Genomic DNA, 21801 nt, shown 5'->3' on the forward strand with positions numbered 1-21801 from the left:
CCAGCATCCGGCATACGGGCTGCAGTGACGGGTTTCTGGAAGATGTGCTTAAATGTGTCCATGCACCCCGTAAGTGTTCGATGTCTGGCTTTATTCGCTCTCCTCGCACGATTCCCACGCGTGCCGGCGCAGGTGGACGGATGAACCGTCTGCGCGGAGTTATCGTCGGCGCCTGGGTGGTGCTGCTATCGGCCTGCGTGAGTGTGGATACGCCGCCCTCGCAGTGCCCGGCGGGACGGCAGGCCCTGCCCAATTGCCCGCCACTGGAGGCCGTGGACGACCCGCAGGTAAACCGCTGGTACGACGCGCGCACCTGGAGGTCAGCCGACGAGTGGGACGAAGACCCTATTGAACAGGGTATTCGCGCAGAAATTCCGGTGCAGTCAGCGCGCATGAAATTGCTGGGTAGCCGCCCGAGAGAAGCGCTTTATTCCCTGGCTGCGAAAATCCACGCGGTCGAAAACGCCCGGTACAGCATTGACGCCGCCTATTACATCTTCAAGGACGATCTCGTGGGCCGGGCCCTGCTGGGCGCATTGTGTGAAGCGGTCCAGCGCGGCGTTGATGTGCGCCTGCTGGTGGACTCGATGGGCTCCATCAGCCTGGACAGGAATTTATTACGCGCACTCTACCAGTGCCAGTTGCAGGCTGGATTCATCCGCAATACCAGCGGCGAACTCTCCACACGCCGGGCCCGGGTCCAGGTGGTGCTCTTCAACCCCATCTCGCAGGTGTTCGCCAACCTCAACCGTCGCTCCCACGACAAACTGCTGGTGGTTGACGGTTTTGTCCCGGACCAGGCGATCGTGATCACCGGCGGGCGCAATATCTCGCTGTCCTACTACGGCATCGCAGCCGATGGTACTCCCAATCACGACACCTACCTCGATGCCGAGTTGTTGCTGCGCCCCGACCCCGCCTCGGGCAGCGAACTCAATGTCGCCGAGGTCTCCGAAATCTATTTCACCCTGCTCAACAGCTTCAAGAATAACAGACACATCCAGGGCCGAGTCCCGCCCGGGCGTCGCACCGGGTGGCCGGAGATGGAAGCCGACCTTAAACGCAGTCTCAAACGCCTCAAGTCACTGCCGCCCATCGCCGAAAGCCTGGCGGCCATGCCCGAATACCTGGCGTCGGGTTACCATTTTGGCGAAGTACGCCTGGCCCACGAGTTTGCCAACCTGATCAACAAGCGCGTCGTCTCCGACGCGGTGGCGAACCTCAGGGACAATCCCAATTCCATCATGTACCTGCTGACAGCAATCGAGGATACAGAGCGAAAGCATATCCGGCTGGTTTCACCCTACCTGTTTGCGGCGCGTTATTTCGGTCCCGACGGCGAGCTGCTACTGGACGAGGCGGCGGAGATTCGCCGCTGGCTGGCGGCGGACGAGGAACGAACGTACGAGATCATCACCAACTCGGTGCTCACTTCCGATAACTTTTTGGCCCAGTCGGTTGTCGACACGGACATGGCTCCTCGCCTGTTGCTCGACGAGGACGGCGTCGCGGCCTGGCAGAACAGGCCCGCGGGTGTTGAAGCCAGCATGGAACTGGTAGAGAGCGATGACTGGCAAAGACTGGTCGACAATCCTCGTCTCAGGATTTATGAAACCGGCAGGCTGGATGACCGACTGCTTGGCGGTGATACCGATTACGGCAAACTGCACGCCAAGTACATGATCTCAGACGATGTCGGCTTCCTCGGTACCGCCAATTTCGATTACCGATCGCGGCTGTTCAACAACGAGATGGGCTTCTTCTTCCGCAGCGACGCACTGACGCGTGATTTCGATACGGATTTCGAGCATCTGCGGGAAAAATCCTACCTCTGGGGATCCAGAGAATGGCTGGAGATGCGGCGGGCCCTGATCGACAGGGGCGGGATCAAGGGCCGGACCACACAGTACCAGCCTGTTCTCTACCGCTTCCTGCGGGCCACCGGGCTCGAGTGGTTGTTCTAGGCTACCGAGCCCGCGTCCCACAACTTCCTGCGGTGGGGCGGTTAGGCCAGAGAAGCGGGAACCCAGATGACCCGTAACAGGCTGGGGCCCGGGGCGCGCTCGCCTGTTACGTCCCTGCGGGCTTCGCGGCTGCGCCGCTCGGTGCAAACTCTCCCGTGGGGAGAGTTTGTCGAACGCCAGTTCTCACGTAGCGTAACCCCAGCCAAACAACAAAGCCCCCGCGTTGCGGAGGCTTTGTTGTTTGGTAGGACTACCCAGATTCGAACTGGGGACCTCTACCATGTCAAGGTAGCGCTCTAACCAACTGAGCTATAGTCCTGCAGAGGGCGGGCATTATAAGGCCAGTAGGGCCTGAGCTCAACACCTGGATTTGGCGCCGTCGCCAGGGGGAGTCATGGACTGGAAAGGGGTCGAGAAGGACCTGTCAGAAGCACTGGGCAAACCGTTCAGGGTAGCCACAGCGAAGCCTGTTGGCGGTGGCTGTATCAATGATGCCTTCCTGCTGGAAGGTGCCTCGACTCGCCTCTTCCTGAAGCGCAACCGGGAGGAGTTACTGCCCATGTTCGAGGCCGAGGCGGCTGGACTTGAGGCACTCCGTGACAGTCATGCAGTGCGGGTACCAGCGCCGGTGGCCATAGGAACAACTGCCGGCTACAGCTGGCTGGCGCTGGAGCTGATTGAGTTCGGACCGCCCTCCCCGGCGGCTTCAGCACGCCTGGGTGAGCGCCTCGCAGCCCTGCACCGCTGCACCGCCCCGGCCTTCGGCTGGACCCGGGACAATTACATCGGGACGACTGAACAGGTCAACAGCTGGACCGCGGACTGGGTGGAATTCCTGGCCCGTTATCGACTGGGCCCACAGCTGACGCTGGCATCCAAATGCGGCGGGGATACCCGCCTGGTCGCTGCCGGCGAGCGCCTGATTGAAAATCTGCCGGCCTTCTTCGGCGGTTACAAGCCGGCGCCCTCGCTGCTACACGGCGATTTATGGGGCGGCAACTGGGCCACCGACGAACGGGGTGAGCCGGTGATATTCGACCCGGCGGTGTACTACGGCGATCGCGAGGCGGACCTGGCCATGACCGAGCTGTTCGGCGGGTTTGATGATCGTTTTTACCACTCCTATCGTAGCCACTGGGACATTGATCCGGGCTATACAACCCGTAAAGTGCTGTACAACCTGTACCACATTCTCAACCATTCCAACCTGTTTGGCGGCGGCTACGCCGGGCAGGCCCGGGGCATGATCGACAGGCTGAATGCAGAGGCGGGTTAAACGCGCCAGCGGCACGCGCCGGACTCCGCAGACAGTGTCCCCGGCAGATTCACGAGGAACACAGTCCATGAATATAGAACTGACGGCGGAACAACAGGCCCTCCAGCGGGAAGTGCGCGAGTACATGAAAGGCATCATGACGCCGGCCTTACTGGAGGAAATGAAAGATCACGACCTCCGCGAGGGAGGTGGCCCTGAATTTCGCAAGCAGTACGCAAAGATGGGCGCTGACGGCTGGATCGGCCTCAGCTGGTCGAAAGACCTCGGCGGCAAGGAACTGTCCCACGTCGAGCAATACATTTTCACCGACGAGGTCATTCGCTCGGGTTTCGCCTATCCGTTCCTGACCACCGAGGCCTGCACCCCGGTCATCGCGGCCCACGCGAATGAGGAGGTCAGGGAGGAAGTGGTTCGCGGCGTACAGCGCGGTGAGGTGGTTATCGCTATCGGCTATTCCGAGCCCAACGCCGGCACGGACCTCGCCAGCCTGCGCACCAAAGCCGAGCGCGATGGCGAAGACTGGGTCATTAACGGCCAGAAAATGTGGACCAGCCTCGCCAACTACGCCGACTACGTCTGGCTCGCCGCCCGCACCGATCCCGACCCGGAGAAGAAACACAAGGGGCTGACCATGTTCCTGGTGCCCACCAGCGCTGAGGGTTTCTCCTGTACGCCAGTGCGCACCCTGGGGGCGCGCACCAATGCCACCTACTACGACAATGTGCGCATTCCCGACAAGTACCGGGTGGGGGAGATCAACGGCGGCTGGAAACTGATCACCAGCCAGCTCAACGTGGAGCGGCTGTCCCTGTTTACCCACGGCCAGGTGGACTCCCTGTACCAGGGCGTTGCCGAATGGTCGGCGCAGACCGCAGGGCCCGGCGGCGGCAGATTGATCGAACAGCCCTGGGTGCAGCATAACCTGGCGAGGGTTAAAACCGGGCTGGAAGCGCTGAAAATCATGTGCTGGAAACAGGCCTGGTCCATGGACCAGGGTCCCCTGGACATGGCCAAGGCCTCCACTGCCAAGGTGTATGGCAGCGAGTTCTTCGTCGAGCTCTACCGGCTGTTGCTGGAGGTCATGGGCACGGCCGGCACCATCGCTGCCGATTCACCCGGGGCGGTACTCCAGGGCAAGCTGGAATTCCGCTGGCGGGTGGGGTCCATCCTCACCTTCGGCGGCGGCACCAATGAAGTACAGCGAGACATTATCGCCATGGCGGGGCTGTGGATGCCCCGCTCGCGCTAGGGGGAAGCGGCATGGATTTCAATATCCCGGAAGAGCTGGCCAGTGTTAACAACCTGGCGCAACAGATTCTCAATGACTTCACCACGGTCGACCAGCTTGAGGCCATTGAGCGGCAGGCGCCGCGTTTCGACCCGGACCTGTGGCAGGCACTGGCAACGGCCGGCCTGCTCGGCCTGGACATCCAGGAGCAATTCGGCGGCACCGACCTTGGCTACTACGCGGTCACTGCCCTGTGTGAGGAAGTGGGCCGAACCGTTGCGCCCGCGCCAGTCGTACCGGTACTGGTCAGTGCCGCGGGCACGCTGCGGCGCTTTGCCAGTGACCAACAGCAGGAGACCTGGCTGCCCGGCATCGCCGCAGGCAGTTTACAGGTCAGCAGCGCGCTGGAAGAGTACGCCAACGACGACCCCACTCGGCCCGACGCAATCGCCGCCGCCACCGTCGGCGGCTATGCCATCAGCGGCACCAAGATCTGCGTCAGCCAGGCGACGATTGCCCGACGAATCCTGCTCAGTGCCCGCAACGGTGACGAGCTGGTGGTGGCGCTGGTGGACCCCCGGGCTGCGGGCATAACACTCTCGCCGCAGCTGGTGACCAGCGGCGAGACCCTGCACGAAATGGCCATGAACGCTGTCCAGGTTCCGGATGAGGACATCGTGGCGGTCGGCCGCAAGGCAGTGGAAGCCATGCAATGGATACAGCGTGCCACCCGCACCGCCCTCTGCGCGATGATGGTGGGCCTGGCGGACAAGATGATGCGCATGACCGGTTCCTACACCACAGAGCGGGAGCAGTTCGGTCGCCCGATCGCCACCTTCCAGGCCGTGAGCCACCGGGTCGCAGATTGCTACATTGATGTTGAATGCCTGCGCCTGGTCACCGAGCAGGCGGCCTCGCTGATCGACCAGGGCCGCCCCGCCCGGGAGGCATCATTGATCGCCAAAATCTGGTGCGGCGATACCGCCCACCGGGTCAGCCAGGCCGCGCAGCATTGCCACGGCGGCACCGGCGTGGACCGGGACTACCCGCTACACCGCTATTGCCTGCAGGCCCGGCAGATTGAGATGAGCCTGGGCAACAGCGCCCAGCTCACCGCCCAGTTGGGGAGCAGCATAGCGGAGGAATACCTGGCGAGTGACCCGGGCTAACGCAGCAGCCGGGTCGGGAAATATCCCAGGCACTCATCGAGCACCCGCTGGGCGCTGGTTGCGTCGTTAAAGGCCCGGTGCAGGTTGATTTCCAGCTGACAGGCATTTTTTTGCCAGGGCAGTTTCCGCCTGACATTCTGCACCGCCTGCAGCGATTCGTGACCCTGGCCATTCCTCGCCAGGGTGGTCGCCCGGCTCAGCTCACGCAGGGGCGAAGGGGGTGGAAACGTCGGTTTCGAAGGCAGCTCAACACTGGTCCGCGCCGCCAGCCAGGACACCGAGTCCTGGTATAGCGCCCGCCAGCGGCCCGTGGCTCGCAATGCCTCCAGTTTCTGTTGTCCATTCCTTTGACCATAAGGCCAGAGCACAAACTGCGCGCCGGTGGCTTCCACGGCGTCAATCCAGCCGGGCCGGCCGGCAAGAACGCCAATGTAATGATAGTAGGTATCGGCATCGTAAACCGTATCCGCCCTGCCATCGATAAAGACCTTCAGCTCGCCATCGGTGCGCCAGTGCAGGTATCCCCCCCAGTTGTACAGGGCGTAAACCCTGCCCTTGAAGTTGTTGGCCTCAATGAAATCGACCATGTCCTGCGGGTAACTGTACTCGGCGGTCAGGTAATGAAAAGCGGGGGCGGCCTGCAGGGGATAGGGCAGCAGGCGGACAACCGCCGCCAGCAAGGCCACCACGGCCAGCGTATAGCGGAGCGCCGGTTTACGGATAGCGGACATCAGCAGCGCCAGCAACGGGGCCAGCATCAGTGCCAGCGACATACCAAACAGAGGAATAAAGCGGCGCGAGGTTAACGCCATCGCCAGGGTAAGCCCCGTGAGCAACAGGCCCTCCCAGGGCAGGCCGGTTCGCCTGCGCACTTTCTTGACGGTATAAGCCAGGGCCAGCAGAGGTGCCCACATGAGGACGAAAAAAAGCGGCGAACGAATGCCGCCTTCACGAAAAGGGCTGTGCCACTCGGCCAGTTCACGATAGGGCGAGCTGTCATCAAACGCGTAGACCAGGGGAAACAGCAGGGTTTCGAAGCCCGATGGGTTTAACAAACAGGCTGCGACACAGAGCGCGCCGGTGATAAACGCAGGGCGAAACTGGTCGAGGGATAAATGGCGCCAGGGAAACACCAGAATCGCCAGGGCCATAAGGCCGAAGAAGAATCCACCGTGCAGGTTCACCCAGACGACAAAAAGTACCGCCAGCACCCAGCGGGAGACCTGACGGCCACAGGCCAGTCCCAGGAGAACACTGAAAAACAGCAGTGTATAAAGGTGCGGGCGCACGTCCAGGAACGGGGCCGCCATCGCCGCCGCCATGCCGGCACAGATAAAAGCGGCCAGGGCGGAGCCGGTCTGGCGGTAAAGCACATACTGCAACACGCCGAAAGTGACAACGATAAGCAGCCACTTCCAATAGACCAGTGAAGTCAATCCAAACACCGACACCCACTGGTAGTAGATAATATCGGCCAACCATTCATGATTGAGCCAATCCGCGCCGTTGGCGCTGAAGGACCAGTCATCCACCAGCCGGGGCGACCCGGTCTGGAGAATCTCCCGGCCGGCGGCGATATGCCACCAGAGGTCGGAACCCGCCATTTCCGTGTAACCGAAAGACAGGTACAACACACAACCCGCAACAAACAACAGCAGCAACAGGTAGCGGGGCTCAGCCAGCGGGTGAGTCATCCTGCAAGGCCCCTAGGTGGCATCGTTTTTGTCGGTGACACTGGTGGCCGGGTGATAAGCCTTGAGAAAGTAAAGCGCTCTCCCCTTGCTTTCCTGGTAGGTGCGGGCGAGGTATTCGCCAATGATACCCAGGCAGATCAACTGTACACCGCCGAGAAATAACACCACGATGATCAGCGAGGGATAGCCCGGTACCGGATTGCCGAACAACAGGGTGCGAATCAGGAAATAGAGGCCGTACAGTAATGAAAACGTGGACGTTAACAACCCCAGGTAGGTGGCCATCTTCAGCGGTGCTGCGGAAAAAGACGTAATGCCTTCCAGGGCAAAATTCCACAGGCGCCAGTAGTTCCACTTGGTTTCGCCCGCCGCCCGTGGCTCGCGCACGTAGGGCACGGCTTTCTGGGGAAAGCCGATCCAGGCATAAAGTCCCTTCATGTAACGCCGCCGCTCCGGCAGCGCGTTGAGGGCGTCAACCGCGCGTCGGCTCAGCAGGCGGAAATCGCCCACGTTACGGGGTATATCCACATCACCCAGGACACTCATCAGCCGGTAAAACGCCCCCGCGGTATAGCGCTTCATTGCCGTTTCCCCGCGGCGCTCCGTTCGCTGGCCGTAAACCACGTCGTATCCGGCCCGCCACTCCTGGACGAAACTGAGAATCAGCTCGGGCGGGTCCTGCAGATCGGCATCAATAACGATAACGGCATCACCGGTGGCATGGTCCAGCCCCGCTGACAGGGCAACCTCCTTGCCAAAGTTGCGGCTCAACTCCAGCACGGCAACCCTCGGGTCACTGTCACGAAGGCACTGCAACTGGAATAAAAACTCCGCTTCACTGCCATCGTCCACGTATAAAACCTGGTAGGGAAGCCGGAGCTCGTCCATGACCTTCACCAGGCGAACATGAAAGGTCTCGAGCACCTCCGACTCGTTATAGACAGGTACCACCACGCTTAGCGTCTGCGACAAAACCAGCTCTCCTTCACGTCTTGAACACCCACAGGTTGGACGCCACGAAGTTCCATGTTACTACAGCCACCAGGGCACAGGTCTGCGCCAGCAGATAATGCCACACCAGAACATTGACGAAGAGGTGCATCAGGCCGGCATTGATCAAAAAGCCACAGGACACCATGACCAGGTAGCGGGTGAGCGCCCGCCCGTGAGGCGCCGGCTCGCTCTCTCCGCCGGGTGCGAAAGTCCAGCTGTAATGCAGCAGGTAATTCAGCACCACGGCGCCGACATAACAGAAGACGCTGGCGGGCACGGGCTGCGCCAGCTGCAGCTCCACCACCAGCGACAGCAGGCCAACGTAAAAGGCAGCCGTGAGCAAACCGACCGTGGAAAAGCGTAGCAGCTTCGCCAGGTCAATCATCCCGGCCGCCGGGCCGAAGCAGGTAACACTGGGTCCACAGCAGCCAGGACAGCGCCGAGCCGCGCAATTTGCGCTCGCACCACTGCAAAAACCGGCAGCCGCTATCACCGCCCAGTTCAGCAACGAGGGGCAGGTAAAAGCCGCACTTCCAGGCCGACTCCACCACCAGGCCGCTGGCCGCAACCTGGCGCAACAATTCACTCTCGGTCAGCAGGTTGATATGGCCGGTGGGGATCACCGGCTCGCGGTAGACCCACTTGACCAGCTGAATGATTCCGGGAAGAAAAGCAATTTTGGCGAACAGCTCCAAGGGGCTGTACTTCTGCGGCGTGGTGAGAATCAACACGCCCTCCTCGCTGACCAGCCCGGCGAGGCCGGCAATCGCAGCCCGGGAATCGGCGATATGCTCGATGACCTCGGTGCACAGCACCAGTTGGAAGTTGTCGGCAGGTAACCGGGTGGCAGTGATATCGTCACACACGACCGATAACCTGGTCTCGGATTCAGCCATGGATCTGGCCTGGGCCAGGTAGGCCTCCTCGATATCCGCGGCGACCACCTGTTGGGCGACGTCGGCAAGCTCGGGCAGATAGACACCGGAACCGGGGCCAACCTCCAGCGCGTTTTTGCTGTTCTCCCCCCAACGCCGGATCATCGAGACAACCCAGTCGCGTCGACTCCGGTGCAACCAACGCCTGGTGGGGTTTCTCGACACGTACAATGATTCCTGTAATTCCAGGAGTTCGGCTGCAGTCGGAGCGCTCATTGTTTGTCGTTTATCCTCACAAAGCCTTCAGTATCAAGCGGCTATCCGCAGAAATAAAGCAAATATCGGCCATTTCGAGACTCGGCCACTCGCTGCGGCACGGTGGCCCAGGCCAGCCTTCATCTGGGCTACAATGCCGGGTTCTACATCCATGGAAAGCACCTTGAACCAGACCAGCCCCCCCAGAGTGCTGATCGTCGGCGCCCGCTCCGTCCGCCAGGGAACCGGCCCCTTTCTCGCTGCCGGTCTGGCGGCAGCCGGTGCGGATATCTGCGGCATCGTTGGTACCAGTGACCGCAGCGTCCAGGACGCGCTGTCTGGCCTGGCAGGCGAGTGGAATATCAAAACCCGGGGCTTCACCGATCTGGCAACGGCACTGGAGGTGCTCGAGCCCGACGCTGTGACCCTGTGTTCACCCTGGCGCTTTCATGCCGAGCAGCTGTCAGTGGTCGCGGCCGCCGGCTGCCACTGCCTGGTGGAAAAGCCGATGGCATGGCCGGCGCGGCAGGCAGACGCCGAACAGCTGATCGCTGCCTATGAGCAGCGGGGCCTGTTGTTGCAGATGGTGGCCCAGTGGCCGACCACGCTGGCCGCATTTGAGGCGCTGCACGGTCAACTGCCCGGGGATATCAGCCATTTCGGCATGCGCCTCAGCCCGATTTCCATTGGCCAGGAGATGATCACCGACTCCGCGCCCCACTTTATCAGCATGCTGCAGGCGCTGGCGGGAACCGGGGATTGCGAGAACTGCGCCATGGAAGTTGAGCAAGCGACCGGCAAGCTGGCGCTCAGCTGCCAATACCGACACGCGCTGGGCACTGTCAACGCCCGCCTGCTGCTGGAAACCTGCGAACAACGGCCGCGACCGGCGTGGTACGAAATAAACGGCCTGCGGGCGGACCGCGTGGTCTCACTGCCCGATTATCGCCAATCACTGGCCAGCGCCGCGGCCCGGGTGGATTTCGCCGATCCCCTGCACCAGGTGGCTGCAGCCTTCCTGGCCGCGCTGGCCCAAGGCAGCAGCACCGATGGTGCGACCCTGCGCAGCGCCCACCGCAACTTGCTGCAATTGGCCGCCGTCTGGCGCTAAGGCCACTGTCCCCGTACAATTGCCGCCTGATTACCACTGACTTTCGCCAGCGCCTGAGGTGCCCCTTGAACGATACAATCCCCCTGACAGACGTAGATGCTCCCGCCGCGGAACACGAGGAGCAACTGGAGCTGGCGAGTATTCACGATTTCGCCACCAAACTCGTTCAGCCCGGCGCCAGGGAAGCCCTGGAGCACTATGTTCGCTGGCAGGTCGCCATCCGCAGTGCCGAAGACACCGAGGCGACCGACCTCGATCCGGACAAAGTCCCCGACTTTGCGCCCATTTCCATCAACCTGGATCTCACCACCGCCTGCAACTACGCCTGCGACCACTGCGTCGACCTCGACATACTCAACACCGGTATTCGCTTCGACCACGACAAGTTGCTCGAATCGCTCAAGGTCATGGCCGAGCGGGGCATGAAATCAGTCATCGTCATCGGTGGCGGCGAACCCACGCTTTATCCCAAGTTCGAGGAAGTCATCCGCTTCATGAAGGACCTGGGCCTGCAGATCGCCATCGTTTCCAACGGCACCGGTAACGAAAAGATCGCCAAAGTCGCCGACTGCATGGACAAATCCGACTGGGTACGCCTGTCGCTGGACTCCGGCACTGACGCCACGTTCCAGCCCATGCACAAGCCGCGCAAGAACTTTACCCTCGAGGGTATCTGCGCCAGGGTGCCGCTCATCAAGGACGCCAACCCGGATGTCACCGTGGGCTTCTCCTACATCGTCACCTGGCGGGGAGCCGAGATCAACGACTCCGAAATCGTGGAAAACCTGCACGAAATCGCCCAGGCGGCGAAGCTGGCCAAGGACAACCGCTTTGATTACATCAGCTTCAAGCCCTTCCTCACCCGCGACGAGGTTAACAACGCGGAGGTGATAGACATCAACTCCAACTCCAACCTGGACGACATCGTCGATCGCATCCAGGCACAGGTGGATGAGGCGATGACCCTCGCCGACGACAGCTTTCGGGTCCACCAGTCCACCGGGCTCAAGGCCATGCTGCAACGCCAGACCCAGACTCTGGCCAAGCAGCCACAGCAGTGCCACATGCAGTTTTTCCGCCAGGTGTTATCACCACTTGGCCTCTACAACTGCCCGGTGTATCGCAACCAGGAGCACGGCCGACTGGGCGACAAGAATGCCAACGCGGGGGTGGAGTCTTACGACGCGACCCGCGGTGTGACTGCCGACCTGGTGAGAAACTTCAACGCCACGGTGACCTGCGAGAAGGTGACCTGTCTCTACAACGATGTGAACTGGTGGATTGAGCGGCTGATTGCCAACCCGGAAGAGCTGGGCAAGCTGTCCTGGGATGAGTCGGCTGAGGCGGATTATTTTCTCTAGATCTTTATTACTACTGGGTTAGTTCACTCCTAACCGCGCTGCGCCTGCCCCGGAGCTTTCGCGCCAAAACACCAGGGAGAGCTGTGCGCCAACATAGTGCACGGTGAGCTAGATTACGTTTCGGGGGCGTCTGCAGCCAGGGACGGCTGCAGCCGAGCCTGTACATGGACGTACGCTTTTTGGCGTACCCCGGAACGTAATCTAGCTTGCCGGGTACGGCGCCGCCGAAACGAAACCTAAAGCACTGCCGCAAGTTCAGCCCGACATGCCTCAACCACCCTATCGACCGTCACCCGCGTCATACAGACCTGCTCCTCCAGCGGGCAAACCTTCTTGTGGCATGGACCACAGGGGACCTCCACCTTGACGATGGTTTCACTGCCATGGGAAGTATCCGTCCACTTCTGTTCAGTGGGACCGAACACCGTTACCCGCGGGGTATCGAAGGCGCGGCCGAAGTGCCGGGGGCCGGTGTCGTTGCCCAGCAACAGGTCGGCATCGGCGATCAGGGACTTGAGCTCACCGAGACTGAGACAGGGTTCGGTTAACAGCACCGAGGCCTGGGCCATGTGGTCACGGATGGCCTCGGCCAGAGGCTCCTCTCCCGGCCCGGGACTGATCACGACTGCCGCGCTGTACTCAGTCACCAGCCGATCGGCGACTGCGGCGAAACGCTCGGGCGCCCAGCACTTGGATGCGCCGAAATTCGCCCCGGGGCAGAGCACCACAAGGGGCTGCTCCGCCTTGACGCCCTCGGCCCGCAGCCTCTGCTCCACCGCGGTATCGTCCTCCTCGGTGAGGAATAACTGCAATCCGTCTCCCGGATGATCCATGCCCAGCGCGGCTGCCAGTACCGCGTAGTAATCGCAAAGCGGCATCGGCTGGTACTCGCGGTTGAGCCGATTGGGGACGGCAACCCGGTCGGTCAGCAACAGACCCCTGCCGTCGCGATTGAACCCCACCCGGCGGCGGGCGCCGGCGCGAAATGCGAGCCAGGCACTGCGCAGGGAATTGGGCAGCATGACCGCCAGGTCAAACTCCTTTGCCCGCAACCGGGAGAGCAACTCACGGTGCTGCTGCTTTGCTGCTGCGGTCCTGTTCCGCGGCGGCCAGAACTCGCAGTGACTCACCCAGGGGCTACCCTCCAGTAGTGAATACAGGTGGCGATTCATCAGCAGGGTTATCTCCGCCTGTGGAAACCGTTCAAACAGCGCGCGAATAAACGGCGTCGACATCACCACGTCGCCGACCCAGGTCGGCAGTATCAGCAGGATGCGCTCAGGCTCCTCGGGAAACGGGATAGCTTGCATATTAGGGGCGAAAACCTTCTGATGACCAGGCCCGGAGTATATATTCCACCCTGATTCCCCGCTACACTGCGCAGGAGCGATGCCCCGGAAACGTCAGCCCCCCATGGACAGCTTTGAAAAAATATACAGTGATCCCCACGATCTGGTGCCGATTCTCGAGCAGCACCGCGAGCGGGGGGAAATTATTGTCTTCGGTAATGGCTGTTTCGACCTCATCCATGTGGGCCATATTCGCTATATGGAGGCGGCAAAGTCCCTTGGCGATGTGTTAGTGATTGCCGTCAACACAGAGGCATCGATCGCCACCAACAGCAATCGCGAACCCTCGATCAACCCCTGCGAAGAGCGCATGGAGGTCATCGCAGCGCTGGCGGCGGTCGACTACGTGATCCCCCTTAACGCCGCCATCCCGATCCCCCTGATTGAACTGTACCGTCCCCACATCCAGGCCAAGGGTACCGACTACACGCTGGCGCAAATGCCCGAGCGTTTCGCTGTGGAGGCCGGCGGTGGACGCATCGAATTTGTCGGCGATGACAAGACCCACAGCTCCACCGCCCTGCGCGAGGCCCTGCGCCAGCGCGGTGAGATCTGAACCGGAATCAATCCCCGAGGAACTGCCAATGCATCCTGTAACCAAAACCCTCGCCGCTGCCAGCTTCGCAGTGATCAGCGCCCTGGCCCCGACCGTTGCCGCCGCGCCCAACCCCGCCCTGGTTGCAGCCGTTGAATCCCGCAGCGAGTCAGACCGCGCCCGCGACGCCGCTCGACACCCGGTTCAAACACTGACTTTCTTCCAGGTCGAGCCGGGAATGACGGTCGCCGAAGGACTTCCGGGGGGTGGCTGGTATAGCAATATCCTGGCGAACTATCTGGGCAGTGGAGGAATTCTCTACGGCATCAATTACCCGGAGAGAATCTGGCCAATGTTTCCCGGCCGGACTGACGAATGGCGCAAGGCACGCGCTGCTGCCACCGGCAAATTCAATTCCATGGTGGCCGGCTTTACCGACAACGGCATCACCACCGACGGTTTTACCTTTACCACTGTGCCATCGCAGGCTGCGGGCACCGTCGACCGGGTGCTGTTGATTCGCGCCCTGCATAACCTCAATCGCTTCAACGCCCAGACCGGCATGCTGGCACAGGCACTGGCCTCGGTGCGCGGCATGCTCAAGGACGACGGCATGGTCGGTATCGTGCAGCACCGACTGCCCGAGTCGGCACCGGACGAGGGGGCTGACGGCAGCCGCGGCTACCTCAAGCAGTCCACGGTTATTGCCGCCATGGAGCAGGCGGGATTTGAGCTGGTGGCACAGAGCGAGATAAACGCCAACCCCAAGGACCGACCCGGCCCCGGCGACACTGTCTGGCGCCTGCCGCCCTCGCTGAGCGGCAGCCAGGACGACCCGGAACAGCGGGCGGCGATGCTGGCGATTGGTGAATCGGACCGCATGACGTTGTTATTCCGTAAGGTCCGCCAGTAGCCTGCGGGGCTGAACTCGCCCATGATATAACCTATGGTTATTATTAGAAATAATAAAATATCATAGCGGAATTTCTTGCCAGTAAAAAGTGCCTGCCCAATACTGATGACTCAGGCAACAGATTGGACTACACGCATGGGGTGAGTCGCGATCACGGAAGTTTGCCTGTTCCTTGGGGAAGCGGGTGGACATTAGTCAGAGATGGCCACAGCCAGAGGAAGGTGATCCGGTAGCGGGCCGGACCAGTTACAGCCTCCGCAGTATTTACACCGCTTTACCCCAACCACGCCACTGCGCTCACAGGCCCGGTGGCGTTTTTTTATGCCCGGATAGGGAATAAGGTCTACGTTCCTAATAAGTTTGCGCTATGCTTGCCCCATCAACGAAGGGAACCCCATGGCCAGCATTGAGCAATTGCTGCAGGACATCGAGAAGGCACCGAAAGGGCCACAGATCACTGCAATTTTCGACTTCGACGGCACCATTATCGCCGGTTACTCCGCCACCGTTTTCATCCGCGAACAATTACGCCGGGGCGATATTTCTACCCGGGACTTTGTTGAAATTGCCCGCGCCATGACCAGTTTTGGTCTGGGCAACCTTGGCTTTTCCGGAATGATGGCGGTCACTTCCCAGTTCATGCGCGGCATCGACGAGGAAACCTACCTGCAGGTGGGCGAGGAGCTGTATACCCGGCAGATTGCCCGCCGCATTTACCCCGAATCCCGCGCCCTGGTAAACGCCCACCTCGCCAGGGGTCACACGGTGGCAATCATTTCCTCCGCGACCCCCTACCAGGTCGCCCCGGCAGCGGAAGACCTGGGCATCGAGCATTTACTGTGCACCCGGCTGGAGGTGGTGGACGGGAAGTTCACCGGTGGTGTGGTCAAGCCGACCTGCTTTGGCCAGGGCAAGGTGGATGCGGCTGAGGACCTGGCGGCACAGGTCGGCGCCGACCTGGACGATGGCTTTTTTTACTCCGACAGTACCGACGACCAGTTGCTGCTGGAGCGTGTCGGCCATCCGCGGGCACTCAATCCCAGCGACAAACTGCAAAGGCTGGCCCACAAGAACAACTGGCCTGCAGCCCGCTTTGGCAGCCGCGGCCGACCCAGTGTCAGCCAATTCGTCCGCTCCATCGCCGCCACTACCAGCCTGGTGACCAGCTTTGCCGCCGGACTGCCCATCTACGCACTCACCGGATCGCGCCGCGACTCGGTCAACTTTTCATTCTCCCTGTTCGCCGACACTGCCAGCGCCCTGATAGGCCTGGACCTCAATGTGACTGGCGAGGAACACCTGTGGTCTCATCGCCCCTGTGTTTTCCTGTTCAACCACCAGAGCAAGGCAGACGTGGTGATCATTGCCAAACTGCTGCGTCGGGACATCGCCGGTATCGGGAAAAAAGAGATCAAGCGAGAACAACCGCTGATCGGCAAGGTGATGGAGTTTGGTGGCGTGGTGTTTATCGACCGCGCAGATTCCAAAAGCGCGATCGAATCCATAGCGCCCCTGGTCGACGCGATGCGCAATGAGGGCCGGTCGGTGGTATTGGCGCCGGAAGGTACGCGCACCGTGTCACCGAAGCTGGCGCCGTTCAAGAAAGGTGGCTTCCACATTGCCATGCAGGCGGGAGTGCCCATCGTGCCCATCGTCATCCGTAACGCCGGCGATGTGTCTCCCAAGGGTGATTTCGTATTCCGCCCGGCCACCGTCGACGTGGAAGTACTGCCGCCGGTAGACACCAGTCAATGGTCCGCCAAGACCATCGACAGCCACGTGATCGAAGTGCGCAACATGTTCGCACGCAGTCTCGGGCAGCCCGAGCTGGAGGATCCTGCAGCCGCCAAACCCAAGAAACGACAGCGCAAATCACCAGCACGTAAAAAAGCCGCCGCTGGCGGCAAAGCACCGGCCAGGAAAAAAGCCGCCGCCAAAAAAGCAGCGGCAAAGGCAAAGGCCACTCCCAGGAAAAAGGCCGCCGGCAAGGCCCGGCCCAAGGCCAGACCCAAGTCCGCAAAATAACTCCCAACATCAGGAGCCGATTTGAATCTGGAGCAGAACTACCAAAATAATAATCCGTGGCCAGCGCGGGATGAACAACAAGTCCTGTTCATTCTCGATGTACGTAACAGCACCGAGGAACAAATCCTCCGGGGCTGGATAAATCACCACGGCACCCGGGACAATAATGCCTTTGATGCCCCCCAGGTCTGTATTGACCTGAAGGATGAACGCACGGGCTTCGACAGCGGCCAACTGGTCATGTCGCTGGCCCTGCCCGACGACACCATCATCACCCCTTTGCGGGTTGTCTGGACTGACGCCGAGGGTAGCGCCATCACCCTGGGGCGGCTGCGCTATCTGGTCACCGGCGACCCGCGCAAGCCATCGGCGCGGCGCGCCAGGACCATCGCTGAAGAACACCCCGAGCGAGTGCATCTCGTTGCCGGCACGCCCGACACCGTGGCCAATCTGCGCCAGCGCTTCGAAGCCCACCATCGGGTGGAAGATGAGTCGGCGCAGGAGGAATTCGCCAATTTTGTTGCCCGCCAGGCCGCCGTGGTGCTGGATATCAGCGAGCGCCAGGTCCGCGGGGGCCGCTACAAGGTACCCCGGCATGTGGCCGCCACCATTATGGCCAACGGAGATTACAACCGGGAGGTGCAGCGACTGGCCGACGAGCAGGGTCGCAGCAAGCAGGAACTGCTGAAAGAAGCCGCCGGTTACATGAAGGAAATGGTTTCAACGCCAAGCTCCTTCTGGCTGGACGTCTACGCCCGTTTTAATACGTTCTGCCTGGGGCTGGGCTATGAGGAAGAAATTGTCTACGACCAGGCCGCGGTGGAACGACTGCGGCAGACGGTGCGCAACAACCCGGCGATGCTGTTGTGGACCCATAAAACCTACCTGGACGGCATGGTTGTGCCCAAGGTGATGTACGATAACGATTTCCCGATGCCGCATATGTTCGGCGGCGCAAATCTCAACTTCCCGGGCCTGGGTCACCTGCTGCACCGCGCCGGCGCCATCTTTATCAAGCGCAGCTTCCAGGATAACGAGCTCTACAAGCTCACCCTGCGCTACTACATCGGCTACCTGATGGAGAAACGCTTCCCGATGAACTGGGCCTTTGAGGGGACCCGCTCGCGCATGGGTAAACTGATGCCCCCACGCTACGGGCTGCTCAAATATGTGCTGGAAGCCTGCTACGAAACCGACGCCAGGAACATTCACATCATCCCGATCTCGATCAGCTACGACATCATCCGTGATGTGGAGGAATACGCCACCGAACAAACAGGCCGAGGCAAGGGCGCCGAGTCGCTGAAGTGGTTTATTGGCTACGTGCGCAGCCTGGCACGCCCCATGGGCAAGGTCTACATGGATGTTGGAGAGCCGGTGATCCTGTCGCGCGCGCCGGAGCCCGGGGACAACCTGGCGCTGTCAAAAATTGCCTTTGAGGTTGCGGTTGAGGCCAACCATGTCACGCCCATCACCTTCCCATCGCTGGTGACAATGAGCCTGCTCGGGGCGGCCCCCAAGGCACTGACCGAGGAAGAGGTTATCAATGACCTGAACGCGTTGCTGCACTGGGCGGAAACCCGCAACCTGCGCATCTCCGAAGACTTCAATCGCTCCTTCGCCGACCAGATGGAAGGCCTGCTGGGTATCATGATCGATGAAAACATCGTCACCCGTTACGACGAAGGTCCGGAGGTCGTCTACGGCATTGGCCTGAATCAACATCCCGTGGCCAGCTACTACCGGAACACGGTCATCCATTTTTTCGTCAACAAGGCCATTATCGAGCTGGCCCTGCTCAAGGCCAGTGAACAGTCGGAGCAAGATGCGCTACAGGCCTTCTGGTCTGAGGTTGACCACCTGCGGGACCTGTTCAAGTTCGAATTTTTCTATGCCCCCAGCGAGGAGTTCCACCAGCAAATACGTGATGAAATATCGCGTTACAGTCCCGAGTGGGAAGAGGTACTGGGGCAGGGGTCTGCCGGTTTCGGCGCCATGCTGAATAACATGACGCCACTGGTGGCCCATGTCACCCTGCTTACCTATGCCGAGGCCTACTCAGTCGTGGCCTCCATGCTGGCCCGCAAAGAACCCTTCGAGTCGCTGGAGGAGGACGAATGCGTGAATGAGGCCCTGACATATGGCCGCCAGGCCTATCTGCAGCGCAGGATCTCCAGCGAATCGTCCATCGGCAAGCTGTTATTCAAAAACGGTTATAAAATGCTGCAGAGCCGCAACCTGACGGAAGGCGGCAGGGAATCGCTGAAGGCCGAACGGCTGGACCTTGCCCGCGAGTTGCGGGAACTGCTGCGCCGAATCGATATAATACGGGCCATTGGTGTTGCCAACCGCAACGCTGCGCCCTGAGGAATCAGCATGAATGCACTTAATATCGCGGTACTGGGCGGTGGCTCCTGGGGCACGACCGTCGCTTCGCTGGTGGCACGAAACACCGGGGTCACTCTCTGGGCCCGTAATCCGGACACGGTGGAGGAAATCAACACCCGGCACAGCAATGAGCGCTACCTGCCCGGGTTCCGGCTGGTCGATCGACTGCGGGCGACCAATGACATCGGCCAGGCGGTAAGGAATGCCGACGTCGTGGTCATGGGTATTCCTTCGCAAAATTTTCGCTCGGTGCTGGGGGAGGTCAAGCAGCACATCCGCGCCTGGGTGCCCATCATCAGCCTGACCAAGGGCCTGGAACTGGCCACCCGGATGCGCATGACCGAGATTATCCAGCAAGTACTGCCCGGTCACCCGGTGGGCGTGCTCACCGGACCCAACCTGGCCAGGGAAATCATGTCCGGACAGGCTGCTGCCGGCGTTATTGCCATGGAAGACGAAATCATCGTCCAGGAGTTGCAGAGCGTGTTCAAGAGTGGCCTGTTCCGGGTCTACACCAATACCGACGTAATCGGCTGCGAACTGGGTGGCGTGCTGAAGAACATTATCGCCATTGCGGTGGGCATGGGCGACGGCCAGGGCGCTGGCGACAATACCCGAGCGGCACTGATCACCCGGGGACTCTCGGAAATCACCCGGCTGGGAGTCGCCATGGGCGGCAAGCCGGAAACATTCGCTGGCCTGGCGGGCATGGGGGATATGATCGCTACCTGCACCAGCCCCCAGAGCCGTAACCGCCACGTCGGCATAGAACTGGGCAAAGGCCGCAGCATGGAAGAGATTATTGAGGAGATGACCATGGTCGCCGAAGGCGCCAAAAGTGCTCCGGCAGTCATGGCACTGGCAGATGAACACGGCGTGGAAATGCCTATTGCATCGGATGTATCCCGCGTGCTGGCGGGCGATGCCACCGCCAGCCGAGCCTTCAGGGGGCTGTTACGCGTGGAGGCGGGGGCAGAATCCGAACCCGGTTGAAGCTGGCGGTGGCTACGGTTCTAGGGCAGAATTGGTCCCTATAAAACTGTCACCCGGTACGGGGATGGCAAAAATAGCGGGACACGAGACCATGGGCATCAAAAAGTCAGTTATTGTCTTGGCGGCGCTGTATGCCGCGACAATCGGCGACGCTTTCGCCGGCACTTCCAAATTCACCGGTCTTCCCGGCAACCCGGAGCTGAGATCAGCTTCCGCACTGGTGCTGGACGACGATGGCAATATCATCTATGGCAAGGACGTCAACACCGTCCGGCCCATTGCCTCTATCACCAAGTTGATGACCGCCATGGTAATACTGGACTCGGGTATTCCCCTGGACGAGAAAATCACCATCACCAAAGCAGACCGGGATCTTGTCCGCCTCACCGGTTCGCGACTGGAGTACGGTGCCAGCCTGAGTCGCCGGGAAATGCTCCTGCTGGCACTGATGTCCTCGGAAAACCGTGCAGCCACGGCTCTCGGACGCACCTACCCCGGCGGCATGGACAATTTTGTCGCCCATATGAATCGCAAGGCGAAAGCGCTGGGTATGACGCATTCGCGGTTTGCCGACCCGGCGGGCCTGAAGGCGGAGAACGTCTCCACCGCCGCGGACCTGGCCCGGATGGTCAGCGCCGCTGACGAATACCCGCTGATTACCGAGGCCAGCACCAAAACCCGGTTGGACGTCTACCCTTATCGGGGTCGCGGCCACCTGACCTATGGCAATACCAACCGGCTGCTGAAGAATGCCACCTGGGATATCGAACTGAGCAAGACCGGCTACATCAACGAGGCCGGCCGCTGCCTGGTCATGCAGGCGAATATAGAAGGTGAGGATGTTTCCATCGTGCTGCTCAACTCCTTTGGCAAGCTCACTCCCTTTGGCGACTCCAATCGCCTGCGCAAGTGGATGCTGGCCAACAGCTGACGATGAGCGCACCCGGAACACCGATGCCCAGATCCAGATTAGTCTGCTGCCTGTTTGCCCTCTGCCTGCCGCTGCTGTCACAGGCAGAGCAGGAGGAGTTCCCGCCCCTGGTGCAGGCATTTTTTGGCAGCCTGATGCTGGATGACCAGAGCGGCGAGTGGGAAGACCTGGAGGGGAACCCGGTGGACATCAGTTTCCCCTCGGCGATCCCCAGCGGCGGCGTCGAGGCCGAGTACACGTATTTTGTCACCGATTACTTCAAGTGGGGCCTGAACTCCGGGGGCAGCATCGGCTGGAAAAACAGCGACACCCGGGTATCGGGCACTATCGGTGGCGACACCGGCGCCAATATCCGCTTCGAGTTTGACAACTCCCTGTTCCTGGGGGAGTTACACCTGGGGGGCTACGTTCGCGGCTACATGGGACCGAATGTGTCGCTCTACGCCGCCGCAGGACCGATGATCATGTATGGCCAGCACCGGGTGGAGGGTGACCATATCGCCAACGGCAGCGACGACCTCGACTACGGCAAGGACAAGGATTCCAGCTTTGCCTTCGGCTTCTATGGCAGAACGGGGATCGACTACCAGTACAGCCCGGGGCAGCACGTGGGCCTGAGCCTTCGCTACCTGAATGCTGAAATGGACTTCGAAGACACCGTCGGCGACCTGGATATACGCGGACCACAGTTCGTCCTCACCTACAGCCAGGCGCTGTAAGCCAGGGCCGGCAATGAATAGC

Annotated in this window: 18 protein-coding genes and 1 tRNA gene; 13 read left to right on the plus strand and 6 right to left on the minus strand. The window is 60.9% G+C overall.

Going from position 1 to position 21801, the window contains the following annotated elements:
* The first annotated feature begins 140 nt into the window (after nucleotides 1–140).
* A complete protein-coding gene (locus E2F43_RS04010) occupies nucleotides 141–1964 on the plus strand; it encodes a phospholipase D-like domain-containing protein (protein WP_165954183.1) in 1824 nt (607 codons plus the stop codon).
* A 242-nt stretch (nucleotides 1965–2206) separates the two neighbouring features.
* Here E2F43_RS04010 and E2F43_RS04015 read toward each other — a convergent pair.
* A tRNA-Val gene (locus E2F43_RS04015) sits at nucleotides 2207–2283 on the minus strand.
* Between the two features lie 75 nt (nucleotides 2284–2358).
* Between E2F43_RS04015 and E2F43_RS04020 the strand changes: the two genes are divergently transcribed.
* The 3 genes from E2F43_RS04020 to E2F43_RS04030 all read left to right on the plus strand — a co-directional run bounded on the left by E2F43_RS04020 (nucleotide 2359) and on the right by E2F43_RS04030 (nucleotide 5637).
* Entirely contained in the window at nucleotides 2359–3240 is an 882-nt protein-coding gene (locus E2F43_RS04020) for a fructosamine kinase family protein (RefSeq protein WP_133209777.1), read from the plus strand.
* Between the two features lie 67 nt (nucleotides 3241–3307).
* On the plus strand, nucleotides 3308–4489 hold the full coding sequence (locus tag E2F43_RS04025) for an acyl-CoA dehydrogenase family protein (RefSeq protein WP_133209779.1): 1182 nt from the start codon (nucleotides 3308–3310) through the stop codon (nucleotides 4487–4489).
* An 11-nt stretch (nucleotides 4490–4500) separates the two neighbouring features.
* Nucleotides 4501–5637, plus strand: coding sequence for an acyl-CoA dehydrogenase family protein (locus tag E2F43_RS04030; RefSeq protein ID WP_133209781.1), 1137 nt, complete (start codon nucleotides 4501–4503; stop codon nucleotides 5635–5637).
* Here the strand turns inward: E2F43_RS04030 and E2F43_RS04035 are convergent.
* The 4 genes from E2F43_RS04035 to E2F43_RS04050 are packed head-to-tail and all read right to left on the minus strand — an operon-like array spanning nucleotide 5634 to nucleotide 9475.
* Nucleotides 5634–7331 carry a hypothetical protein gene (locus tag E2F43_RS04035; protein WP_133209783.1) on the minus strand — a complete coding sequence of 566 codons (1698 nt, stop codon included), beginning with the start codon at nucleotides 7329–7331 and terminating at the stop codon, nucleotides 5634–5636. The genes E2F43_RS04030 and E2F43_RS04035 overlap by 4 nt on opposite strands.
* 12 nt (nucleotides 7332–7343) lie before the next feature.
* On the minus strand, nucleotides 7344–8303 hold the full coding sequence (locus tag E2F43_RS04040; RefSeq protein WP_133209785.1) for a glycosyltransferase family 2 protein: 960 nt from the start codon (nucleotides 8301–8303) through the stop codon (nucleotides 7344–7346).
* A gap of 13 nt (nucleotides 8304–8316) precedes the next feature.
* A complete protein-coding gene (locus E2F43_RS04045) occupies nucleotides 8317–8709 on the minus strand; it encodes a GtrA family protein (RefSeq protein ID WP_133209786.1) in 393 nt (130 codons plus the stop codon).
* Entirely contained in the window at nucleotides 8702–9475 is a 774-nt protein-coding gene (locus tag E2F43_RS04050; protein WP_133209788.1) for a class I SAM-dependent methyltransferase, read from the minus strand. Before E2F43_RS04050 ends, E2F43_RS04045 begins: the two co-directional genes overlap by 8 nt.
* Before the next feature lie 163 nt (nucleotides 9476–9638).
* Between E2F43_RS04050 and E2F43_RS04055 the strand changes: the two genes are divergently transcribed.
* Both E2F43_RS04055 and E2F43_RS04060 read left to right on the plus strand, forming a co-directional pair.
* Nucleotides 9639–10565 carry a Gfo/Idh/MocA family protein gene (locus E2F43_RS04055; protein ID WP_165954185.1) on the plus strand — a complete coding sequence of 309 codons (927 nt, stop codon included), beginning with the start codon at nucleotides 9639–9641 and terminating at the stop codon, nucleotides 10563–10565.
* 65 nt (nucleotides 10566–10630) lie between these two features.
* Entirely contained in the window at nucleotides 10631–11926 is a 1296-nt protein-coding gene (locus E2F43_RS04060) for a radical SAM protein (protein ID WP_165954186.1), read from the plus strand.
* 236 nt (nucleotides 11927–12162) lie between these two features.
* Here the strand turns inward: E2F43_RS04060 and waaF are convergent, their stop codons facing one another.
* The gene (gene waaF / locus E2F43_RS04065) at nucleotides 12163–13236 is read right to left on the minus strand and encodes a lipopolysaccharide heptosyltransferase II (protein ID WP_133209794.1); all 1074 of its coding nucleotides are present in this window, start codon (nucleotides 13234–13236) and stop codon (nucleotides 12163–12165) included.
* A 103-nt stretch (nucleotides 13237–13339) separates the two neighbouring features.
* Between waaF and E2F43_RS04070 the strand changes: the two genes are divergently transcribed.
* The 7 genes from E2F43_RS04070 to E2F43_RS04100 all read left to right on the plus strand — a co-directional run bounded on the left by E2F43_RS04070 (nucleotide 13340) and on the right by E2F43_RS04100 (nucleotide 21779).
* Nucleotides 13340–13831, plus strand: coding sequence for an adenylyltransferase/cytidyltransferase family protein (locus E2F43_RS04070; RefSeq protein ID WP_133209796.1), 492 nt, complete (start codon nucleotides 13340–13342; stop codon nucleotides 13829–13831).
* 28 nt (nucleotides 13832–13859) lie between these two features.
* A complete protein-coding gene (locus E2F43_RS04075; protein ID WP_133209798.1) occupies nucleotides 13860–14723 on the plus strand; it encodes a class I SAM-dependent methyltransferase in 864 nt (287 codons plus the stop codon).
* Between the two features lie 396 nt (nucleotides 14724–15119).
* On the plus strand, nucleotides 15120–16748 hold the full coding sequence (locus tag E2F43_RS04080; RefSeq protein WP_133209800.1) for an HAD-IB family hydrolase: 1629 nt from the start codon (nucleotides 15120–15122) through the stop codon (nucleotides 16746–16748).
* Between the two features lie 21 nt (nucleotides 16749–16769).
* Entirely contained in the window at nucleotides 16770–19115 is a 2346-nt protein-coding gene (locus tag E2F43_RS04085; protein WP_133209802.1) for a glycerol-3-phosphate 1-O-acyltransferase, read from the plus strand.
* Nucleotides 19116–19124: 9 nt separating this feature from the next.
* Nucleotides 19125–20129 (plus strand): NAD(P)H-dependent glycerol-3-phosphate dehydrogenase, encoded by a 1005-nt coding sequence (locus E2F43_RS04090; protein ID WP_133209804.1) that lies wholly within the window; start codon nucleotides 19125–19127, stop codon nucleotides 20127–20129.
* A 91-nt stretch (nucleotides 20130–20220) separates the two neighbouring features.
* A complete protein-coding gene (pbpG, locus tag E2F43_RS04095) occupies nucleotides 20221–21060 on the plus strand; it encodes a D-alanyl-D-alanine endopeptidase (RefSeq protein WP_133209806.1) in 840 nt (279 codons plus the stop codon).
* Between the two features lie 23 nt (nucleotides 21061–21083).
* Entirely contained in the window at nucleotides 21084–21779 is a 696-nt protein-coding gene (locus E2F43_RS04100) for an outer membrane beta-barrel protein (protein WP_165954187.1), read from the plus strand.
* Nucleotides 21780–21801 lie beyond the last annotated feature (22 nt).

This window comes from Seongchinamella unica (assembly GCF_004354085.1).
Classification (GTDB): Bacteria; Pseudomonadota; Gammaproteobacteria; order Pseudomonadales; family Halieaceae; genus Halioglobus; species Halioglobus unicus.

Coding starts and splice junctions, on each gene's coding strand:
- E2F43_RS04025 (WP_133209779.1), top strand. CDS start 3,308: ATGAATATAGAACTGACGGCGGAACAACAGGCCCTCCAGCGGGAAGTG.
- E2F43_RS04075 (WP_133209798.1), top strand. CDS start 13,860: ATGCATCCTGTAACCAAAACCCTCGCCGCTGCCAGCTTCGCAGTGATC.
- E2F43_RS04035 (WP_133209783.1), bottom strand. CDS start 7,331: ATGACTCACCCGCTGGCTGAGCCCCGCTACCTGTTGCTGCTGTTGTTT.
- pbpG (WP_133209806.1), top strand. CDS start 20,221: ATGGGCATCAAAAAGTCAGTTATTGTCTTGGCGGCGCTGTATGCCGCG.
- E2F43_RS04030 (WP_133209781.1), top strand. CDS start 4,501: ATGGATTTCAATATCCCGGAAGAGCTGGCCAGTGTTAACAACCTGGCG.
- E2F43_RS04090 (WP_133209804.1), top strand. CDS start 19,125: ATGAATGCACTTAATATCGCGGTACTGGGCGGTGGCTCCTGGGGCACG.
- E2F43_RS04070 (WP_133209796.1), top strand. CDS start 13,340: ATGGACAGCTTTGAAAAAATATACAGTGATCCCCACGATCTGGTGCCG.
- waaF (WP_133209794.1), bottom strand. CDS start 13,236: ATGCAAGCTATCCCGTTTCCCGAGGAGCCTGAGCGCATCCTGCTGATA.
- E2F43_RS04050 (WP_133209788.1), bottom strand. CDS start 9,475: ATGAGCGCTCCGACTGCAGCCGAACTCCTGGAATTACAGGAATCATTG.
- E2F43_RS04020 (WP_133209777.1), top strand. CDS start 2,359: ATGGACTGGAAAGGGGTCGAGAAGGACCTGTCAGAAGCACTGGGCAAA.
- E2F43_RS04100 (WP_165954187.1), top strand. CDS start 21,084: ATGCCCAGATCCAGATTAGTCTGCTGCCTGTTTGCCCTCTGCCTGCCG.
- E2F43_RS04010 (WP_165954183.1), top strand. CDS start 141: ATGAACCGTCTGCGCGGAGTTATCGTCGGCGCCTGGGTGGTGCTGCTA.
- E2F43_RS04045 (WP_133209786.1), bottom strand. CDS start 8,709: ATGATTGACCTGGCGAAGCTGCTACGCTTTTCCACGGTCGGTTTGCTC.
- E2F43_RS04080 (WP_133209800.1), top strand. CDS start 15,120: ATGGCCAGCATTGAGCAATTGCTGCAGGACATCGAGAAGGCACCGAAA.